The organism is Devosia sp. Z6_126, assembly GCF_058133495.1.
Window position 1 is genome coordinate 177,485 of the sequence record NZ_JBYUNO010000003.1, and the last position, 13,909, is coordinate 191,393.

The following is a 13,909-nucleotide window of genomic DNA, read 5'->3' on the forward strand; positions in this document are numbered from 1 at the left end:
ATGGCCAAGTCCCAGATCACCTCCATCCCGAACCTCATCACCATGGCGCGCATCTTTGCGATCGTGCCGATCGCCTGGCTGGTGATGACCGGCGACCAAAACTTGCGCGCCGTGGCGCTGGTATTGTTCATCGTTGCGGCGGCCAGCGACTGGGTGGATGGCTACCTCGCCCGCAAGTGGCAGCAGGTCTCGCCCCTCGGGCGCATGCTCGATCCCATCGCCGACAAGATGCTGGTCGGCATCATGATCGCCGTGCTCGCCTGGGATGGCAGCTTTTCGGGTTGGGACATGATCCCGGTAATCGCCATCCTCTTTCGCGAGTTCTTCATCTCGGGGCTGCGCGAGTTTCTCGGCAATGTGAAAGTGGTCCTCCCCGTCAGCCAGCTCGCCAAGTGGAAAACCACCGTGCAGCTAGTCGCCCTGACCCTGGTGCTGCTGGAGCGTCTCGTGCCTGGCCTTGGCCTGATCAGCGACCTCCTGCTCTGGCTCGCCGGCATCCTGACCCTCTGGACCGGCCTGCAGTATTTCCGCGCCAGCTGGCTGCATCTGTCGGGCGAAGCGCCGTGAAGATCCTTTATTTCGCCTGGCTGCGCGAGCGCCTCAATCGCAGCGAAGACGATGTCACCTTGCCGCCCGAGGTTGAGACCGCGGCCGATCTGCTGGCTTGGCTGGCCCAGCAGGACGAGGCGCTGGCACTCGCTCTTGAAAAACCCGAGCAGTTCAAGGTTTCACGCGACGCTCATATCATCGCCCATGATGCGTCCATTCTCGGTGCCAGCACAGTGGCGATCCTCCCGCCCATGACCGGCGGCTGAAATGTCCGTACGCATCACCGACCAGCCTTTTGATCCCGGCTTGCTCAGCAATGCCTTTTTGGCCGGTGACAATGGCGCTGGAGCCGCGGTGACCTTTACCGGCATTGTCCGCTCCACACCCGAGCACCACATCACCGCGCTCATTCTCGAATGCTACCCCGAACTCGCGGAAAACGAGATCAGCGCCATCCTTGAGCGGGCCAAGCAGCGCTTTGCACTCACGGCCGCTTCGGTGCTGCACCGTTATGGCCGCCTCCTGCCTGGGGAGCCGATCATGCAGGTGATGACGCTGGCGCCGCACCGGCAGGCCGCCTTCGATGGCGCGCAATATCTGATGGACTATCTCAAGACCGACGCACCCTTCTGGAAGCAGGAAGAAACGCCTGCGGGCACACGCTGGGTCGAAGCCAAGCCTGCCGACGACGCCTCGCGCGAGCGCTGGTTGGCAGACTGGTAACAAAAAGGCCGGGCATGATACCCGGCCTCCAATTCTCATTATCTATTCGGCTGCAGCCCGCTTGGGCTGCACTTCGGCGCCATAAGCGTCGATCAAGGTGCGGCAGCCCTGCCCCGGCGTAAACCGGAACTCGCCGATCTGCGACACGGGCGTCACTTCCGCGGCCGTGCCAGTGAGGAAGCACTCGTCGAACTGGCTCAGCTCCTCGGGCATGATGTGCCGCTCGGTCACCGTGTAGCCATTGCGCTTGGCCAGATCGATCAGGGTCTGGCGGGTGATGCCGTTGAGGAAGCAGTCGGGCGCTGGAGTGGTGATTTCCTGACCCTTGATGAAGAACACATTGGCGCCGGTCGCCTCGGCCACATAGCCGCGATAATCCAGCATCAGCGCATCGGCATAGCCATTAGCCATCGCCGCGTCCTTCGACAGCGTGCAGATCATGTAAAGACCCGCGGCCTTGGCCGAAGAAGGGATGGTCTCTGGCGATGGGCGCTTCCACTTGCTCCACTCGAGGCGAATACCCTTGAGCTTTTCTTCCACCGAAAAATAGCTCGGCCACACCCAGGCAGCGATCGCCAGATGCACAGTGTTGTTACGCGCCGGCACGCTCAGCTCTTCCGAGCCGCGCCAAGCGACGGGACGGACATAGGCGTCGATCAGGCCATTGCGCTCGAGCACGAGGCGCTTGGCTGCCTCGATCTGGTCGGCAGAATAAGGAATGGTGAAGTCCAGCGTCTTGCCGGAGCGGATCAAGCGCTCTGTATGCTCGCGCGACTTGAAGATCTCGCCGCCATAAGCGCGCTCGCCCTCAAATACCGAGCTGGCGTAATGCAAGCCATGGGTCAGGACGTGGATCTTCGCGTCCTTCCACGGCACCATTTCACCATCAAACCAAATCCAGCCATCGCGCTGGTCCATGGGCAAGCCTGCCATGATCCTCTCCAAAATCGTTTATTGATCGGTGCTGCATCCTGGCAGACCCGCCTGGCCGGGGATCATGCCCGAGGCCCATACCCTTGGCAAACGGCAAAGGCTTTGGGATAAGAATGATCGGCGGTCGATAAGGAAGACAATGTCAGCGCAGCAGAGAAATGTCAACATAGCTGACATAAAATCGGGCGACCAAGGCCCCCCTGATCTGCCCCTCGACATCATGGGCCTGTTCTTCTTCGCCTACCGGGATTTCACCGGCGACGCCGACGCCTTGCTTGAACGCCAGGGCTTTGGCCGGGCCCATCACCGCGTGCTCTATTTCGTTAATCTCAAGCCCGGCATGCCCGTCGCCGACCTGCTCGATATCCTCAAGATCACCAAGCAAAGCCTTGCCCGCGTGCTGCGCCAGCTAATCGACAATGGCTATATCGAACAGGAAACCGGGCAGGCTGATCGCCGCCAGCGCCTGCTATTTGCGACGGATAAGGGGCGTGAACTCTTCGCCAGTCTCTCAGCCAGCCAGGCCAGCCGCATCGAAGCGGCCATCAGCGGCCTGCCCGCAGAAGCGGGCAATATCGTGCGTCAGTTTCTCGCCGGCATGGTCGAGCCCAATGACCGGCCCGTGCTCGACGGGCTCAAGCTCACCGAAAAACTCTGAGATACGAGAGAGAGCCCTTTAGGTGCGCCCGAGTTCCTCTGAACGCTGCCGCGCCGCCGCAACCGCCCGCCCCACCAGCGGCGTCAACCCGTCCGGCGCCATCAGCACGGCCAAAGCTTCTGCCGTCACGCCCTTGGGCGAGGTCACATTCTCGCGCAACACGCTTGCCGGCGCCGGATCCGCCTCCAGCAGCGCCGCAGCACCGATCACTGTCTGCCGCGCCAGTTGCATGGCTATAGTGGCCGGCAAACCCTGCTCTTCGCCCGCGGCGGCCAGTGCCTCCACCAGGTTGAACACATAAGCAGGACCGGACCCTGACACCGCCGTCAGCGCATCCAGATCGCCCTCGCTCTCGAGCCAGACCACCTTGCCGGAAGCGCGCAACAAGGCATCGACGGCAGCTTTGTCGGCGGCGCTGATATCCGGTCCGGCCACGGCGCCCGTCATGCCCTTGCCGACCTGCGCTGGGGTGTTCGGCATGCACCGCACCACCCGCCCGGTCTGCAACGCCGCTGTCAGCTGCGCCAGCTGAATGCCCGCTGCAATCGAGAGCACCACGGTGTGAGCGCCAACCACCGGCAGCAGGCTTTCCATCACCGGCGCCAGCACCTGCGGCTTGACCGCCAGCACCAGCACATTGGGCTGCAACCCGACGGCTTCCACATGGATCGGCAGTTCGTAGTCCTGTGCCAGCTCCTTTGCGGCTTCGCTCGGCGAAGGATCCACCAGCACCAGATTGTGGGGCGGCAGACCAGCCTCGAGCCACCCGCGCGCGAGGGCCAGGCCCATCTTGCCCGCGCCGATCAGCATCACCGGGCCGATAGTCTGAAGGGCTGCACTCATGCTTCACCTACCGTTTCGAACATCACATGGCTCAGGGCATCGGCAGCGGTTTTGCCGGCCCAAACCACGAACTGGAAAGCCTGATAATACAGATCGCAGGCATCAGTTGCCGAACGCAGCAGCGCCTCGCATTGCTGGGGTGACACCTCGGCGCCCCCGGTCAGGAGGTGCGAATTGCGAAACAGCACCACCCCTTCCCGGTTCCAGCTGTCGAAATGCCCAATCCAGAGCTGCTCATTGATGAGGGCAATCAGCTGCTTGATCTCGTTGCGCCGCCCTTCGGGCACTTTGAGATCGAACGCGCTCGCGACATGGAGCGACTCGAGGTCTTCCATCCAGTTGAAGGAAACGTGATAGTCGCACCAGCCGCCGCGTACCGAGATCGAGATTTCGTCGGCGTCCTGCCGCTCGAAATTCCAGTCGTTGATCGCCGCGATCTGCTCGATGATATCAACTGGGTGGATGGTACGGTCAGCTTCGACCTGAAAAAGCGACATGGCAGCTTGGTCCTGCAACGATGATCGATGCCACGGCCAAAAGGCCGCAGGTTCGGGTACGCAAGGGAACTGGCCGCACGCGGGATTGCCTACGAATCGTTCTTAACGAGAACCCTACACGCCATCGGCGATTCCGGGGACGAGGCCGGGGCTCAGAACAGCAATCTCTTGTGGAAGATTGGTGGCCCCGTATTAAGACAGCGTTAACAACGCCGTTTGCGTCCAGCGGAAACAAAAAGGCGCCGCAACAATGCAGCGCCTCTTCGGAGATGTTGTTCGTCTAGCCTGATTTACAGCACGATCGGGCCGGTATCGACCTCACGCAGTGCCGCGATCTCCTTGCGCAAAGCATCGATCTCTTCACCCTGCACCTGAACCAGCTCACGTAGCGCGTCGAAATCCTCGCGCTTGACGAGGTCCATATCGGCGACAAAGCGCTGGGCCTGGCCCCGAACCACCGTTTCCACTTCCCGGCGCACGCCATCGGCAACACCGGCAGCTTCATTCATCACGCGACCCAGATCGTCGAAAATTCTTTTGCCTTGGCTCATCAGGACACCTGTTGGGTTGGCGCCAGCTGGCGCATTTGCCCCAAATGTAGGGGAGCGCTGCCGACTTGACCAGAGCGGGCGAAGCGGCAATGGTCCACGCGACCTCCATGGAGCGCTCATTGCCCTTCCCAGATATCGACCCCATCGCCTTTGCCATCGGCCCCTTCGCCATTCGCTGGTATGCCCTCGCATACCTGTTTGGCGTCGGCCTCGGCGCCGCCTACGGCTATCTTTTGCTGCGCAATACGCGGCTCTGGCCCAATGGACGCCCGCCCTTCAAGGCCGAGGAGATTTGGGACTTCGCCTTCTGGACCATGCTCGCCATCGTGGTGGGCGGACGTGTCGGTTACGTCCTGTTCTACAACCTGCCCTTCTATTTGCAAAATCCGCTGCAGGCCTTCAACACGCTTGATGGCGGCATGTCCTATCACGGTGGCATGCTGGGCCTGATGCTCGCCGGCATCCTGTTCACGCGCTCCAAGGGCGGCAACTGGCTGTCGGCGCTCGATCTCCTGGGCGCCGTCGCCACCATCGGCATCATGCTCGGGCGCATCGCCAACTTCATCAATGCCGAACTGTATGGCGCACCGACTACCCTGCCCTGGGGCGTCATCTTTCCCACCGATCCGCTGCAAACCCCGCGCCATCCGAGCCAGCTTTATGAAGCGGCGCTCGAAGGCCTGCTCCTGTTCCTCGTGGTCCGCTTCGTCACCCACATCGCCTATGGGCTACGCCGCCCTGGCCTCACCGCTGGCATCTTTGCGATTGGCTACTCCCTGGCGCGAATTGCCGTGGAATTCGTCCGCCTTCCCGACGAGCCGATCGGCTATCTCTATGGCGGCTGGCTCACCATGGGCCAGGTGCTGAGCCTTCCGATGCTCATTGGCGGCATCATCCTTGTTATCTATGCCTCGCGAGGCCGCCATGTCCGTTGACAAGCCGAGCCTGTCGGAAGTCATCGCCATGCAGATCCGCGAAACCGGCCCCATGTCGGTCGCGACCTTTATGGGCCTTTGCCTCACCCATCCGCGCGAAGGCTATTACAAGGGCGCCGATCCGCTGGGCGCCGCCGGCGATTTCATCACCGCCCCCGAGATCAGCCAGATGTTCGGCGAGCTGATCGGGTTCTTCTTCGTCAATCTCTGGCAGCAACTTGGCCAGCCCAAGAGCTTCACCCTGCTTGAGCTCGGTCCCGGCCGCGGCACACTGATGGCCGATATGCTGCGCGTCGCCTGCCGCGCTGAAGGCTTCCGCGACGCTCTCCAGCTGCGCCTATTTGAGACCAGTCCCGGCCTCATTGCCGAACAGCACCGCCGGCTTGAGCCCTATGAGCCGCAATGGATCAACAGCTTCGACAAGGTCGGGCCCGGGCCGCTCCTCGTCGTTGCCAACGAGTTCTTTGACGCCATGCCGATCCGGCAATTCGTGCGCACCGAACAGGGCTGGAACGAACGCCTGGTCGGGCTTTCTGACGACAAGCTGGCCTTTGGCCTGTCACCCACTCCTATTCCCCCCACCACCATGCCCGCGGCCATCGCCGATGCGCCGCCCAATGCCGTGTTCGAGGTCGGCTTTGCTGCCGGCGAGGTGATGTCACGCCTCTCCCGCCTCGTTGCGGCGCAAGGCGGCGCCATCCTCGCCATCGACTATGGCTATGGGCGCACCCAGACCGGCGAAACCCTGCAGGGTGTGCGCCGCCATGCCTATGCCGATGTGCTCGATGCGCCCGGCGAAACCGATCTTTCCGCCCATGTGGATTTTGAGGCCCTGGGCAATGTGGCGCGCAATGCCGGCCTTGCGGTTCAGCCGCTCGCGACGCAGGGTGAATTCCTGTCCCGCCTCGGCATCAACGAGCGCACTCGCGCGCTCAGCGCCGCCAATCCGGGCTCGGCCAAGGACCTGGAAGCGGCCCGCAACCGCCTCGTCGCCCCCGATCAGATGGGTGATCTCTTCAAGGTCTTTTGCGCCGCCAGCCCCGGCCTGCAGCCGCCAGGATTGAGCGCATGAACGTTCCCCACGAACAAAGTCCCGGCCTCATCGCCATTCCCAATGTCCGGCACGCCTTTTTCGGCCGCGAGGGTGGTCTATCGGAAGGGCCGTTCGCCAGCCTCAATCTCTCCGACACCAATGGCGACGATCCCGCTGTGGTGGCTGATAACCGCAAGCTGGTGACGGCAGCCTTGGGCTTTGACCCCCACCGCCTGGCGCTGCTCAAGCAGACCCATTCCGCCCGCGTGGTGACGATCACCGGGCCCCATTCCGGCCCCCGGGTCGAGGCCGATGCGATGGTCAGCGCCCGCAACGGCATCGCGCTGGGCATTCTTACCGCTGATTGCACTCCCATTCTGCTCGCCGACCCGGTGGCCGGCGTTGTCGGAGCGGCCCATGCCGGCTGGCGCGGTGCCGCCGACAACATCATCAGCGCCACCCTCGAGGCCATGGCGGAACTCGGGGCCGAGCCAGCCCGGATCATCGCCGCCATCGGCCCCACCATCAGCGGGGCCAATTACGAAGTCGGCGAACAGTTCAAGACCGACTTCCTTGCGCTTCACCCCCGCAGCGAGCACCGCTTCAGCCAGCCACCCGAAGGCCAGACGCATTTCGACCTTCCCGGCTTTGTCGCCGATCAGCTGGCCGCCGCGGGGGTCAGCACCGTTGATAAGGTCGGGGGCTGCACCTATGCCGATCCCGCCCGCTATTTCTCCCATCGCTATGCCACGCATGCCGGCACCACGACGGGGCGGCAGATCGCTATTATTGGCTTGGGATAAATCTTCTTATCTATCCTACGTTAGGAGCGTTGCTAGTCAGGGCTTCAGCCGTTAATGCTCCGCCCGAAACTGATAGCCCCGCCTTCCCCGGGGTCGTTGAGACAGGATCACCCCATATGAAGCTGGTCACCGGCAACTCCAACCGTGCCCTCGCTGAAGCCGTCGCCTCCTATCTGGAACTCCCTTTGACCGACTGCACGGTCAAGCGGTTCGCCGATAAGGAGGTCTATGTCGAGGTGCATGAAAACGTGCGCGGCGAAGATGCCTTCATCCTGCAGTCGACGAGCTTTCCCGCCAACGACAACCTGATGGAATTGCTGATCCTGACCGATGCGTTGCGCCGCTCATCGGCCCGCCGCATCACCGCGGTTCTCCCCTATTTCGGCTATGCCCGCCAAGACCGCAAGTCGGCCCCCCGCACACCCATCTCGGCCAAGCTCGTGGCCAATCTCATCGCTGGCGCCGGCGTCAATCGCGTGATCACGCTTGATCTGCACGCCGCCCAGATCCAGGGCTTTTTCGACATCCCTACCGACAACCTTTATTCGGCGCCGGTGATGACGCGCGATATCGAGCAGAATTACGACACCAACAATCTGATGATCGTGTCGCCCGACGTTGGCGGCGTTGCCCGTGCCCGGGCCATTGCCCAGCGCATTGGCGCCGATCTCGCCATTGTCGACAAGCGCCGCCCCCGCGCCGGCGTGTCGGAAGTGATGAACATCATCGGCGATGTGTCCGGCCATTCCTGCCTCTTGATCGACGACATCGTCGATAGCGGCGGCACCCTGGTGAATGCCGCTGAGGCCCTGATCAAGGCCGGTGCCAAGGAGGTCTCCGCCTACATTACCCATGGCGTGCTGTCCGAAGGCGCCTCCGCCCGCATCGCCGGCTCCAAGCTCAAGGAACTGGTGATCACCGATTCCATCGAGCAGACCGAAGCTCAGCGCAATGCCGGCAATATCCGGCGCGTTTCCATTGCCCCCCTCATTGGCGAGGCCATCGCCCGCACCGCCAGCGAACAAAGCGTTTCGAGCCTCTTCGACTGATCCAGCCCCGCACTGCGGGATGCGCCCCCGCCCGCCGGGGGCGCCAATGCTCCACGAGAGCAAAGCCGGCCAAGCCCTTGGGATGACTCACAGTCGCCCTGCCGAGCACCTGCTGCGCCAGGCCGGCCAGCGCTCCGGCGGTCCGCAAATCCCCGCCAAAACTGACCCGCACGCTGCCGCGCGCCGAGCATTCCCTTGCTCCTCCCTCGGCTTTGGGCTATAGCCCGCCCATGAAGCGCTCGTCACCCCTGGAGGACGGGCGCGTATGCTGTTGTAAGGACGCATACACCAACCCCATGAATGGAAATTCCATGGCTGAGACCAAGGTGCTCAAGGCACAGGCGCGTGAGGGAGTGGGCAAGGGGGCCGCTCGTGAGCTGCGTCGTCAGGGACTCGTTCCCGCTGTTATCTACGGTGACAAACAACCCCCAGTCACCATCTCGCTCGCCTACAAGGACGCGATGAAGCACATCTATGCCGGCGGCTTTCTGAGCCACGTCATCGATCTGGACGTCGACGGCACCGTCCACCGCGTGATCCCGCGCGACTACCAGCTCGATCCGGTCAAGGACTTCGCCCTGCACGTGGATTTCCTCCGCGTCGGCGCCAATTCCAAGCTCCAGGTGGAAGTGCATGTCACCTTCATCAACGAAGAGCAGAGCCCCGGTCTCAAGCGCGGCGGCACCCTCAATGTGGTGCGTCACACTGTTGAAGTGCTGGCTCCCAACGATGCCATCCCCGAAGAGATCGTTGTCGATCTCACCGGCTCGGAGATCGGCGATTCCATCCACATTTCGGCTGTCCAGCTGCCAGCCGGCGTGACCCCGACCATCACCGATCGCGATTTCACCATTGCGACCATCGTTGCTCCTTCGGCGCTGAAGTCGTCTGAAGGCGGTGAGGCTGAGCCCGGCGAAGAAGCCACCGCCTAACCGGCCTGGTGTTCTGTTGCTGAATTTCGAGGCGGCCTCCGGGCCGCCTCGTTTTGTTTCGGGAGTTCCTCATGTACCTGCTGGTCGGCCTCGGCAATCCTGGCAACCAATATGCCGGAAACCGCCACAATATTGGCTTCATGGCCATCGACGCCATCGCGCGGCGCCACAATGCCGGTCCCTGGAAAAGCAAGCATGCCGGCCTGATTTCGGAAGCCACGATCAATGGCGAGCGCGTGTTGCTGCTCAAGCCGCAGACCTTCATGAACAAATCGGGCGACAGCGTGCAGCAGGTCGCCCGCTTCTACAAGATCGACCCCGCCGAGGTCATCGTGCTCTATGACGAACTCGACCTTGCCCCCGGCAAGGTCCGGGTCAAGATCGGTGGCGGCAATGGTGGCCATAACGGGCTCCGCTCAATCGACCCGCAGATCGGCCTCAACTACAAGCGCGTTCGCCTCGGCATCGGCCATCCCGGCTCCAAGGACCTGGTCACCCACCATGTGCTCGGCGATTTCAGCAAGGCCGATGCCACCTGGCTCGAGCCCCTGCTCGATGCCATCGCCGCCAATATCGGTATGCTGCTTGCGGGCGACGACAGCGGTTTCATGAACAAGCTCGCCTTGGCCACGAAGAGCGAGGGAGCCGCCTTGGCTGCGCCCAAGCCAGCCACCAAGGCCCAGTCCCATATCCGCCAGGCTCGCCCCGCTGAGCCGCAAGCCAAGCTGCCCGCCACTGGCCCCATGGCCGACATGCTCAAGCGCCTCCTCGGCAACAAGGACTAGTGGCCGCGCTCAGCTTTAGGATGTGATCCACCGGATCAGTGCCGCATTAACCGCTTCGGGCTGCTCGATTGTGGACGCATGTCCGCAATCGGGCACCACCACGAGCTCGGCCTCCGCGATCCCTTCGGCAATTTCGCGCGCCCGCTCGGGTGGCGTCAGTGGATCGCTATCCCCCACCAGCACCAGCGTCGGCACCGTGATGGCGCCAAGGCTTGGCCGCGAGTCCACCCGCGCAATGATTGCCTCCTGCTGGCGCACCATGCCCTCGAGGCCAACCGCGAGCGCCATGCGCAGGTTCACGGCCCGCAGCTCCGGATCGTCCTGCCGGTCCGGATGCAGTGTTGCGCCGGTGGCTTCAACCACCACTGCTTCGAACTCGCCGGCCTTGGCCCGCGCCAGCCGTTCCCGCCGCACCGCGGTCTGTTCTGGCGTGTCCGGCCGGGCCGACGTGTCGAGCAGGGCGAGCTTGACCACCCGATCGGGCGCCTGCCGCATGATCTCGAGGCAGATATAGCCACCCATAGAGATACCCGCCAAGGCAAAGCGCGGCGGCGCTGCGGCAAGGATTGCCGCCGCCATTTCCGACATCGTGCCGCCCTCGAGCGTCGACGCGATCGTCACCGGTCCGTAAGGCCACAAGGCAGTGGCCTGCGCGGCAAAGATCTCCGCCGAACACAGCAGTCCCGGCACGAGCACGATTGGGGTCATTTCACTTCCTTTGCGCCTTTAATCAGGGGCACGCTACATCCCCCTTCCCGCCCTGGGCAAGGCTGGTTCCCGCTCAGATGGGCACGCCTGCATTGACTTCCCCGCCATTCCGACCCAAGTGGGGGCCAACAAATTTCCGGAGTTTCCCATGGGTTTCAAGATGGGCATTGTCGGCCTGCCCAATGTCGGCAAGTCGACCCTTTTCAATGCGCTCACGCGCACCGCTGCGGCTGCCGCCGCCAATTTCCCGTTCTGCACCATCGAGCCCAATGTGGGCGACGTCCCCGTGCCCGATGAACGCCTGCAAAAGCTTGCCGCCATCGGCAAGTCCGTCAACGTACTGCCCGCGCGCATGAGCTTTGTCGATATTGCCGGCCTCGTGAAGGGTGCCTCCAAGGGCGAAGGCTTGGGCAACCAGTTCCTGGCCAATATCCGCGAATGCGACGCCATCGCCTATGTGCTGCGCTGCTTTGAAGACGGCAACATCATCCATGTCGCCAACAAGGTCGACCCGCTCGCCGATGCCGAAGTGGTGGAAACCGAGCTGATGCTGGCCGATCTCGAAAGCCTCGAAAAGCGCCGTGCCGGCGTTGAGAAAAAGGCCAAGGGCAATGACAAGGAAGCCAAGACCACGCTCGATCTGATCGACCGCGCGCTGGTGCTGCTGCGCGAGGGCAAGTCGGCCCGTTTCGTCGAGCGTTCGCCTGAGGAAGAAAAGGCGTTCGGGGAACTGCAGCTCCTCACCTCCAAGCCCGTGCTCTATGTGTGCAATGTGGACGAAGGTTCGGCCGAAAGCGGCAACGCCATGAGCAAGGCCGTCGAGGATTACGCCCATGCCAATGGCGCCGGCGTCGTCATCATCTCGGCCGAGATCGAAAGCCAGCTGGCCCAGCTGCCCGATGAGGAACAGGCCGAATATTTGGAGTCACTCGGCCTGCACGAGCCCGGCCTCAACCGGCTCATCCGCGAGGCCTATGATCTTCTAGGCCTCCAAACCTATTTCACCGTCGGCCCCAAGGAAACGCGCGCCTGGACCATCCACAAGGGCGACAAGGCCCCTGCGGCCGCCGGCGTCATCCACTCCGATTTTGAACGCGGCTTCATCCGCGCCCAGACCATTGGCTACGAAGACTTCGTCACCCTCGGCGGCGAAGTTCCCGCCAAGGAAGCCGGCAAGGCGCGCGACGAAGGCAAGGAATATGTGGTCAAGGACGGCGACGTGATGCTGTTCAAGTTCAACACCTGACCTCGTCTGAACGGCACCGGATCGGGCGAGTACCACTCGCCCGTCCGCCTGCCCTCCCCGCTCGCATCCATCTTGCCCGCCACGTCTGAAGCGTGCACAACCGCCTTGACGTAAGGGGCAACTGCATGACCGAACCGGTAATTACCTCTCCCCGCTTCTGGGAGGATCTGCAGCTCGGCGAAGTGATCGAGCTTGGTCGCACCACCCTAACGCGGGACATGATCACGAGCTTTGCGCGTGAGTTCGACCCCTTCCCGTTTCACCTCGACGAAAGCGCAGCCCAAGCCTCGCTGCTTGGCGGCCTGGCCGCCAGCGGCTGGCAGACTGGCGCGCTATGCCTGCGCATGCTGGGCGATAGCTTCCTTGCCACCACCAACTCCGCGGGAATCGCCAGCGTTCGGGATCTGAAGTGGAAAAATCCGGTCATGGTTGGTGACGATATCGGCGGCACCGCCACCATTGCGGAATTGACGAGGCTGCCAGGCCAGCCCGAACTCGGCATCGTGGCTCTGGACTTTGATGTGGGCAATCAGAAGCGCCAGCCGGTGCTGCAGATGCGCCTGTCGCTGCGCGTCGCCACCCGCGCCTTTGGAGTATCGGCATGACGCGCTGGTATGAAGACATCGTCATCGATGAAGCCTTCGATCTGGGCACGCACACTTTCGAGGCCGTGACATCATCCGCTTCGCCAGCCTCTACGATCCGCAGCCCGTGCACACCGATCCGCGCGCGGCCGGGGCAAGTTACCTCAAGGGCCTCGTGGCCAGCGGCTGGCACGTCGCGAGCGTTGGTCACCGCAAAATGGTCGACACCCTCTTTGCCGAGGAAGAGCGCCTGCGGGCCCTCGGGCAGGAGCCTGGAGTGTCCGGCCCCTCCCCCGGCGTCAACAGCATGGATTTCCCCACCCCGGTGCGCCGGGGGGATGTGGTGAGCTTCCAGCTCGTCGTCACCGGCAAGCGCCCCTCCAATTCCCTGCCGGGTTGGGGCTTGCTGTTCAACCGGCTGACCGGCACCAATCAGCACGGCGATCTCGTTTATAGCGCCGAATTGGTCGGCTTCTCGAAATTACGCGATTACCGGATGCCCTGGTGGCAAAAACTGTTGCAGGCACTCACCAACCTCCCGCTCATCGGCCCGCTCATCGCCCGACGCAGTTGAACAGCGCACCGAGGCGATTCACACTAACGCCATGCGCCGAATCACCCCTGCCTTCGCCTTCATCGCCTTCATCGCCCTGCTCGTTCTGCCCGCTTCAGCGCAAAGCTTTGAGGGCAACTGGAGCTGCCGCGACGAGACCGGCGGCAAGGCGGGCATTCTGACCATCTATGGTGCGGTCTATGGCTTTGCTTCCACAGCCCTTGCGGATGCCGCTTCGGGAACCGGCAGCATCACGGGCTACCAGGACGGGGTGGGCTTCAACGACGGAGGCCTCAAGTCAGCGCGCGGCATTCAGGCCGGTCGGATCGTGCCCGACCCTACCCGTGGCACTGTGATCCAGCTCGAAACAAACGACGCCGTCGTCATGCTCTGCGCTCCCCGCTGAATTAACTGGGCGGCATCCTGCCGCACCGGGTTGAACTTTTCGCCGCATTTGCGCATTCTTGCTGTGCGGCGCCGGGCCCCTCTGGTCATAGTTCACTATGGCGATGTCGGAGCTGCTCCAA

19 protein-coding genes are annotated in these 13,909 nt (G+C 63.0%); 14 read left to right on the plus strand and 5 right to left on the minus strand.

Features of this window, described 5'->3' with window-relative positions:
* The 3 genes from pgsA to AC3YOG_RS13010 are packed head-to-tail and all read left to right on the plus strand — an operon-like array spanning position 1 to position 1,272.
* The gene (gene pgsA, locus AC3YOG_RS13000; RefSeq protein ID WP_489935380.1) at positions 1-567 is read left to right on the plus strand and encodes a CDP-diacylglycerol--glycerol-3-phosphate 3-phosphatidyltransferase; all 567 of its coding nucleotides are present in this window, start codon (positions 1-3) and stop codon (positions 565-567) included.
* On the plus strand, positions 564-815 hold the full coding sequence (locus AC3YOG_RS13005) for a MoaD/ThiS family protein (RefSeq protein WP_489935381.1): 252 nt from the start codon (positions 564-566) through the stop codon (positions 813-815). Before pgsA ends, AC3YOG_RS13005 begins: the two co-directional genes overlap by 4 nt.
* Before the next feature lies 1 nt (position 816).
* Positions 817-1,272, plus strand: a complete 456-nt coding sequence (locus AC3YOG_RS13010) for a molybdenum cofactor biosynthesis protein MoaE (RefSeq protein ID WP_489935382.1) — start codon at positions 817-819, stop codon at positions 1,270-1,272.
* 42 nt (positions 1,273-1,314) lie between these two features.
* On the opposite strand, the gene AC3YOG_RS13015 is transcribed toward AC3YOG_RS13010, so the two are convergent.
* Positions 1,315-2,205, minus strand: a complete 891-nt coding sequence (locus AC3YOG_RS13015; RefSeq protein WP_489888883.1) for a branched-chain amino acid aminotransferase — start codon at positions 2,203-2,205, stop codon at positions 1,315-1,317.
* Between the two features lie 220 nt (positions 2,206-2,425).
* Between AC3YOG_RS13015 and AC3YOG_RS13020 the strand changes: the two genes are divergently transcribed.
* Positions 2,426-2,863 (plus strand): MarR family winged helix-turn-helix transcriptional regulator, encoded by a 438-nt coding sequence (locus AC3YOG_RS13020; RefSeq protein WP_489935911.1) that lies wholly within the window; start codon positions 2,426-2,428, stop codon positions 2,861-2,863.
* 18 nt (positions 2,864-2,881) lie between these two features.
* Here AC3YOG_RS13020 and proC read toward each other — a convergent pair whose 3' ends face one another.
* The 3 genes from proC to AC3YOG_RS13035 form a co-directional block, all read right to left on the minus strand.
* The gene (gene proC, locus AC3YOG_RS13025) at positions 2,882-3,706 is read right to left on the minus strand and encodes a pyrroline-5-carboxylate reductase (RefSeq protein WP_489935383.1); all 825 of its coding nucleotides are present in this window, start codon (positions 3,704-3,706) and stop codon (positions 2,882-2,884) included.
* Entirely contained in the window at positions 3,703-4,203 is a 501-nt protein-coding gene (locus AC3YOG_RS13030; protein ID WP_127753720.1) for a type III secretion system chaperone family protein, read from the minus strand. The genes proC and AC3YOG_RS13030 overlap by 4 nt, the downstream gene beginning before the upstream one ends.
* Before the next feature lie 290 nt (positions 4,204-4,493).
* Positions 4,494-4,754, minus strand: a complete 261-nt coding sequence (locus tag AC3YOG_RS13035) for an accessory factor UbiK family protein (protein ID WP_489935384.1) — start codon at positions 4,752-4,754, stop codon at positions 4,494-4,496.
* A 65-nt stretch (positions 4,755-4,819) separates the two neighbouring features.
* Here AC3YOG_RS13035 and lgt point away from each other — a divergent pair, with 65 nt between their 5' ends.
* From lgt to pth, 6 genes are all read left to right on the plus strand, one after another.
* On the plus strand, positions 4,820-5,689 hold the full coding sequence (gene lgt, locus AC3YOG_RS13040) for a prolipoprotein diacylglyceryl transferase (RefSeq protein ID WP_489935385.1): 870 nt from the start codon (positions 4,820-4,822) through the stop codon (positions 5,687-5,689).
* Positions 5,679-6,761 (plus strand): class I SAM-dependent methyltransferase, encoded by a 1,083-nt coding sequence (locus tag AC3YOG_RS13045; RefSeq protein WP_489935386.1) that lies wholly within the window; start codon positions 5,679-5,681, stop codon positions 6,759-6,761. Before lgt ends, AC3YOG_RS13045 begins: the two co-directional genes overlap by 11 nt.
* A complete protein-coding gene (pgeF, locus tag AC3YOG_RS13050; RefSeq protein WP_489935387.1) occupies positions 6,758-7,525 on the plus strand; it encodes a peptidoglycan editing factor PgeF in 768 nt (255 codons plus the stop codon). The genes AC3YOG_RS13045 and pgeF overlap by 4 nt, the downstream gene beginning before the upstream one ends.
* A 116-nt stretch (positions 7,526-7,641) precedes the next feature.
* Positions 7,642-8,574, plus strand: a complete 933-nt coding sequence (locus AC3YOG_RS13055) for a ribose-phosphate pyrophosphokinase (protein ID WP_127753724.1) — start codon at positions 7,642-7,644, stop codon at positions 8,572-8,574.
* 311 nt (positions 8,575-8,885) lie between these two features.
* Positions 8,886-9,506 (plus strand): 50S ribosomal protein L25/general stress protein Ctc, encoded by a 621-nt coding sequence (locus AC3YOG_RS13060; protein WP_127753725.1) that lies wholly within the window; start codon positions 8,886-8,888, stop codon positions 9,504-9,506.
* A 71-nt stretch (positions 9,507-9,577) separates the two neighbouring features.
* Entirely contained in the window at positions 9,578-10,291 is a 714-nt protein-coding gene (gene pth, locus AC3YOG_RS13065; RefSeq protein WP_489935388.1) for an aminoacyl-tRNA hydrolase, read from the plus strand.
* A gap of 15 nt (positions 10,292-10,306) precedes the next feature.
* Here pth and AC3YOG_RS13070 read toward each other — a convergent pair whose 3' ends face one another.
* On the minus strand, positions 10,307-10,999 hold the full coding sequence (locus AC3YOG_RS13070) for an alpha/beta fold hydrolase (protein WP_489935389.1): 693 nt from the start codon (positions 10,997-10,999) through the stop codon (positions 10,307-10,309).
* 148 nt (positions 11,000-11,147) lie between these two features.
* Between AC3YOG_RS13070 and ychF the strand changes: the two genes are divergently transcribed.
* The 4 genes from ychF to AC3YOG_RS13090 all read left to right on the plus strand — a co-directional run bounded on the left by ychF (position 11,148) and on the right by AC3YOG_RS13090 (position 13,788).
* Positions 11,148-12,245, plus strand: coding sequence for a redox-regulated ATPase YchF (gene ychF / locus AC3YOG_RS13075; protein ID WP_489935390.1), 1,098 nt, complete (start codon positions 11,148-11,150; stop codon positions 12,243-12,245).
* Positions 12,246-12,370: 125 nt separating this feature from the next.
* Positions 12,371-12,850 carry a MaoC/PaaZ C-terminal domain-containing protein gene (locus tag AC3YOG_RS13080; protein WP_489935391.1) on the plus strand — a complete coding sequence of 160 codons (480 nt, stop codon included), beginning with the start codon at positions 12,371-12,373 and terminating at the stop codon, positions 12,848-12,850.
* Between the two features lie 73 nt (positions 12,851-12,923).
* Positions 12,924-13,403 carry a MaoC/PaaZ C-terminal domain-containing protein gene (locus tag AC3YOG_RS13085; RefSeq protein ID WP_489935912.1) on the plus strand — a complete coding sequence of 160 codons (480 nt, stop codon included), beginning with the start codon at positions 12,924-12,926 and terminating at the stop codon, positions 13,401-13,403.
* Positions 13,404-13,434: 31 nt separating this feature from the next.
* Entirely contained in the window at positions 13,435-13,788 is a 354-nt protein-coding gene (locus tag AC3YOG_RS13090) for a hypothetical protein (RefSeq protein WP_489935392.1), read from the plus strand.
* Positions 13,789-13,909 lie beyond the last annotated feature (121 nt).

Excerpts from the sequence above, each read along its gene's own strand:
- proC (WP_489935383.1), bottom strand. The coding sequence starts at position 3,706 with ATGAGTGCAGCCCTTCAGACTATCGGCCCGGTGATGCTGATCGGCGCG.
- pgeF (WP_489935387.1), top strand. The coding sequence starts at position 6,758 with ATGAACGTTCCCCACGAACAAAGTCCCGGCCTCATCGCCATTCCCAAT.
- AC3YOG_RS13045 (WP_489935386.1), top strand. The coding sequence starts at position 5,679 with ATGTCCGTTGACAAGCCGAGCCTGTCGGAAGTCATCGCCATGCAGATC.
- pth (WP_489935388.1), top strand. The coding sequence starts at position 9,578 with ATGTACCTGCTGGTCGGCCTCGGCAATCCTGGCAACCAATATGCCGGA.
- pgsA (WP_489935380.1), top strand. The coding sequence starts at position 1 with ATGGCCAAGTCCCAGATCACCTCCATCCCGAACCTCATCACCATGGCG.
- AC3YOG_RS13090 (WP_489935392.1), top strand. The coding sequence starts at position 13,435 with ATGCGCCGAATCACCCCTGCCTTCGCCTTCATCGCCTTCATCGCCCTG.
- AC3YOG_RS13060 (WP_127753725.1), top strand. The coding sequence starts at position 8,886 with ATGGCTGAGACCAAGGTGCTCAAGGCACAGGCGCGTGAGGGAGTGGGC.
- ychF (WP_489935390.1), top strand. The coding sequence starts at position 11,148 with ATGGGTTTCAAGATGGGCATTGTCGGCCTGCCCAATGTCGGCAAGTCG.
- AC3YOG_RS13010 (WP_489935382.1), top strand. The coding sequence starts at position 817 with ATGTCCGTACGCATCACCGACCAGCCTTTTGATCCCGGCTTGCTCAGC.
- AC3YOG_RS13035 (WP_489935384.1), bottom strand. The coding sequence starts at position 4,754 with ATGAGCCAAGGCAAAAGAATTTTCGACGATCTGGGTCGCGTGATGAAT.
- AC3YOG_RS13030 (WP_127753720.1), bottom strand. The coding sequence starts at position 4,203 with ATGTCGCTTTTTCAGGTCGAAGCTGACCGTACCATCCACCCAGTTGAT.
- AC3YOG_RS13015 (WP_489888883.1), bottom strand. The coding sequence starts at position 2,205 with ATGGCAGGCTTGCCCATGGACCAGCGCGATGGCTGGATTTGGTTTGAT.
- AC3YOG_RS13055 (WP_127753724.1), top strand. The coding sequence starts at position 7,642 with ATGAAGCTGGTCACCGGCAACTCCAACCGTGCCCTCGCTGAAGCCGTC.
- AC3YOG_RS13080 (WP_489935391.1), top strand. The coding sequence starts at position 12,371 with ATGACCGAACCGGTAATTACCTCTCCCCGCTTCTGGGAGGATCTGCAG.
- AC3YOG_RS13020 (WP_489935911.1), top strand. The coding sequence starts at position 2,426 with ATGGGCCTGTTCTTCTTCGCCTACCGGGATTTCACCGGCGACGCCGAC.
- AC3YOG_RS13070 (WP_489935389.1), bottom strand. The coding sequence starts at position 10,999 with ATGACCCCAATCGTGCTCGTGCCGGGACTGCTGTGTTCGGCGGAGATC.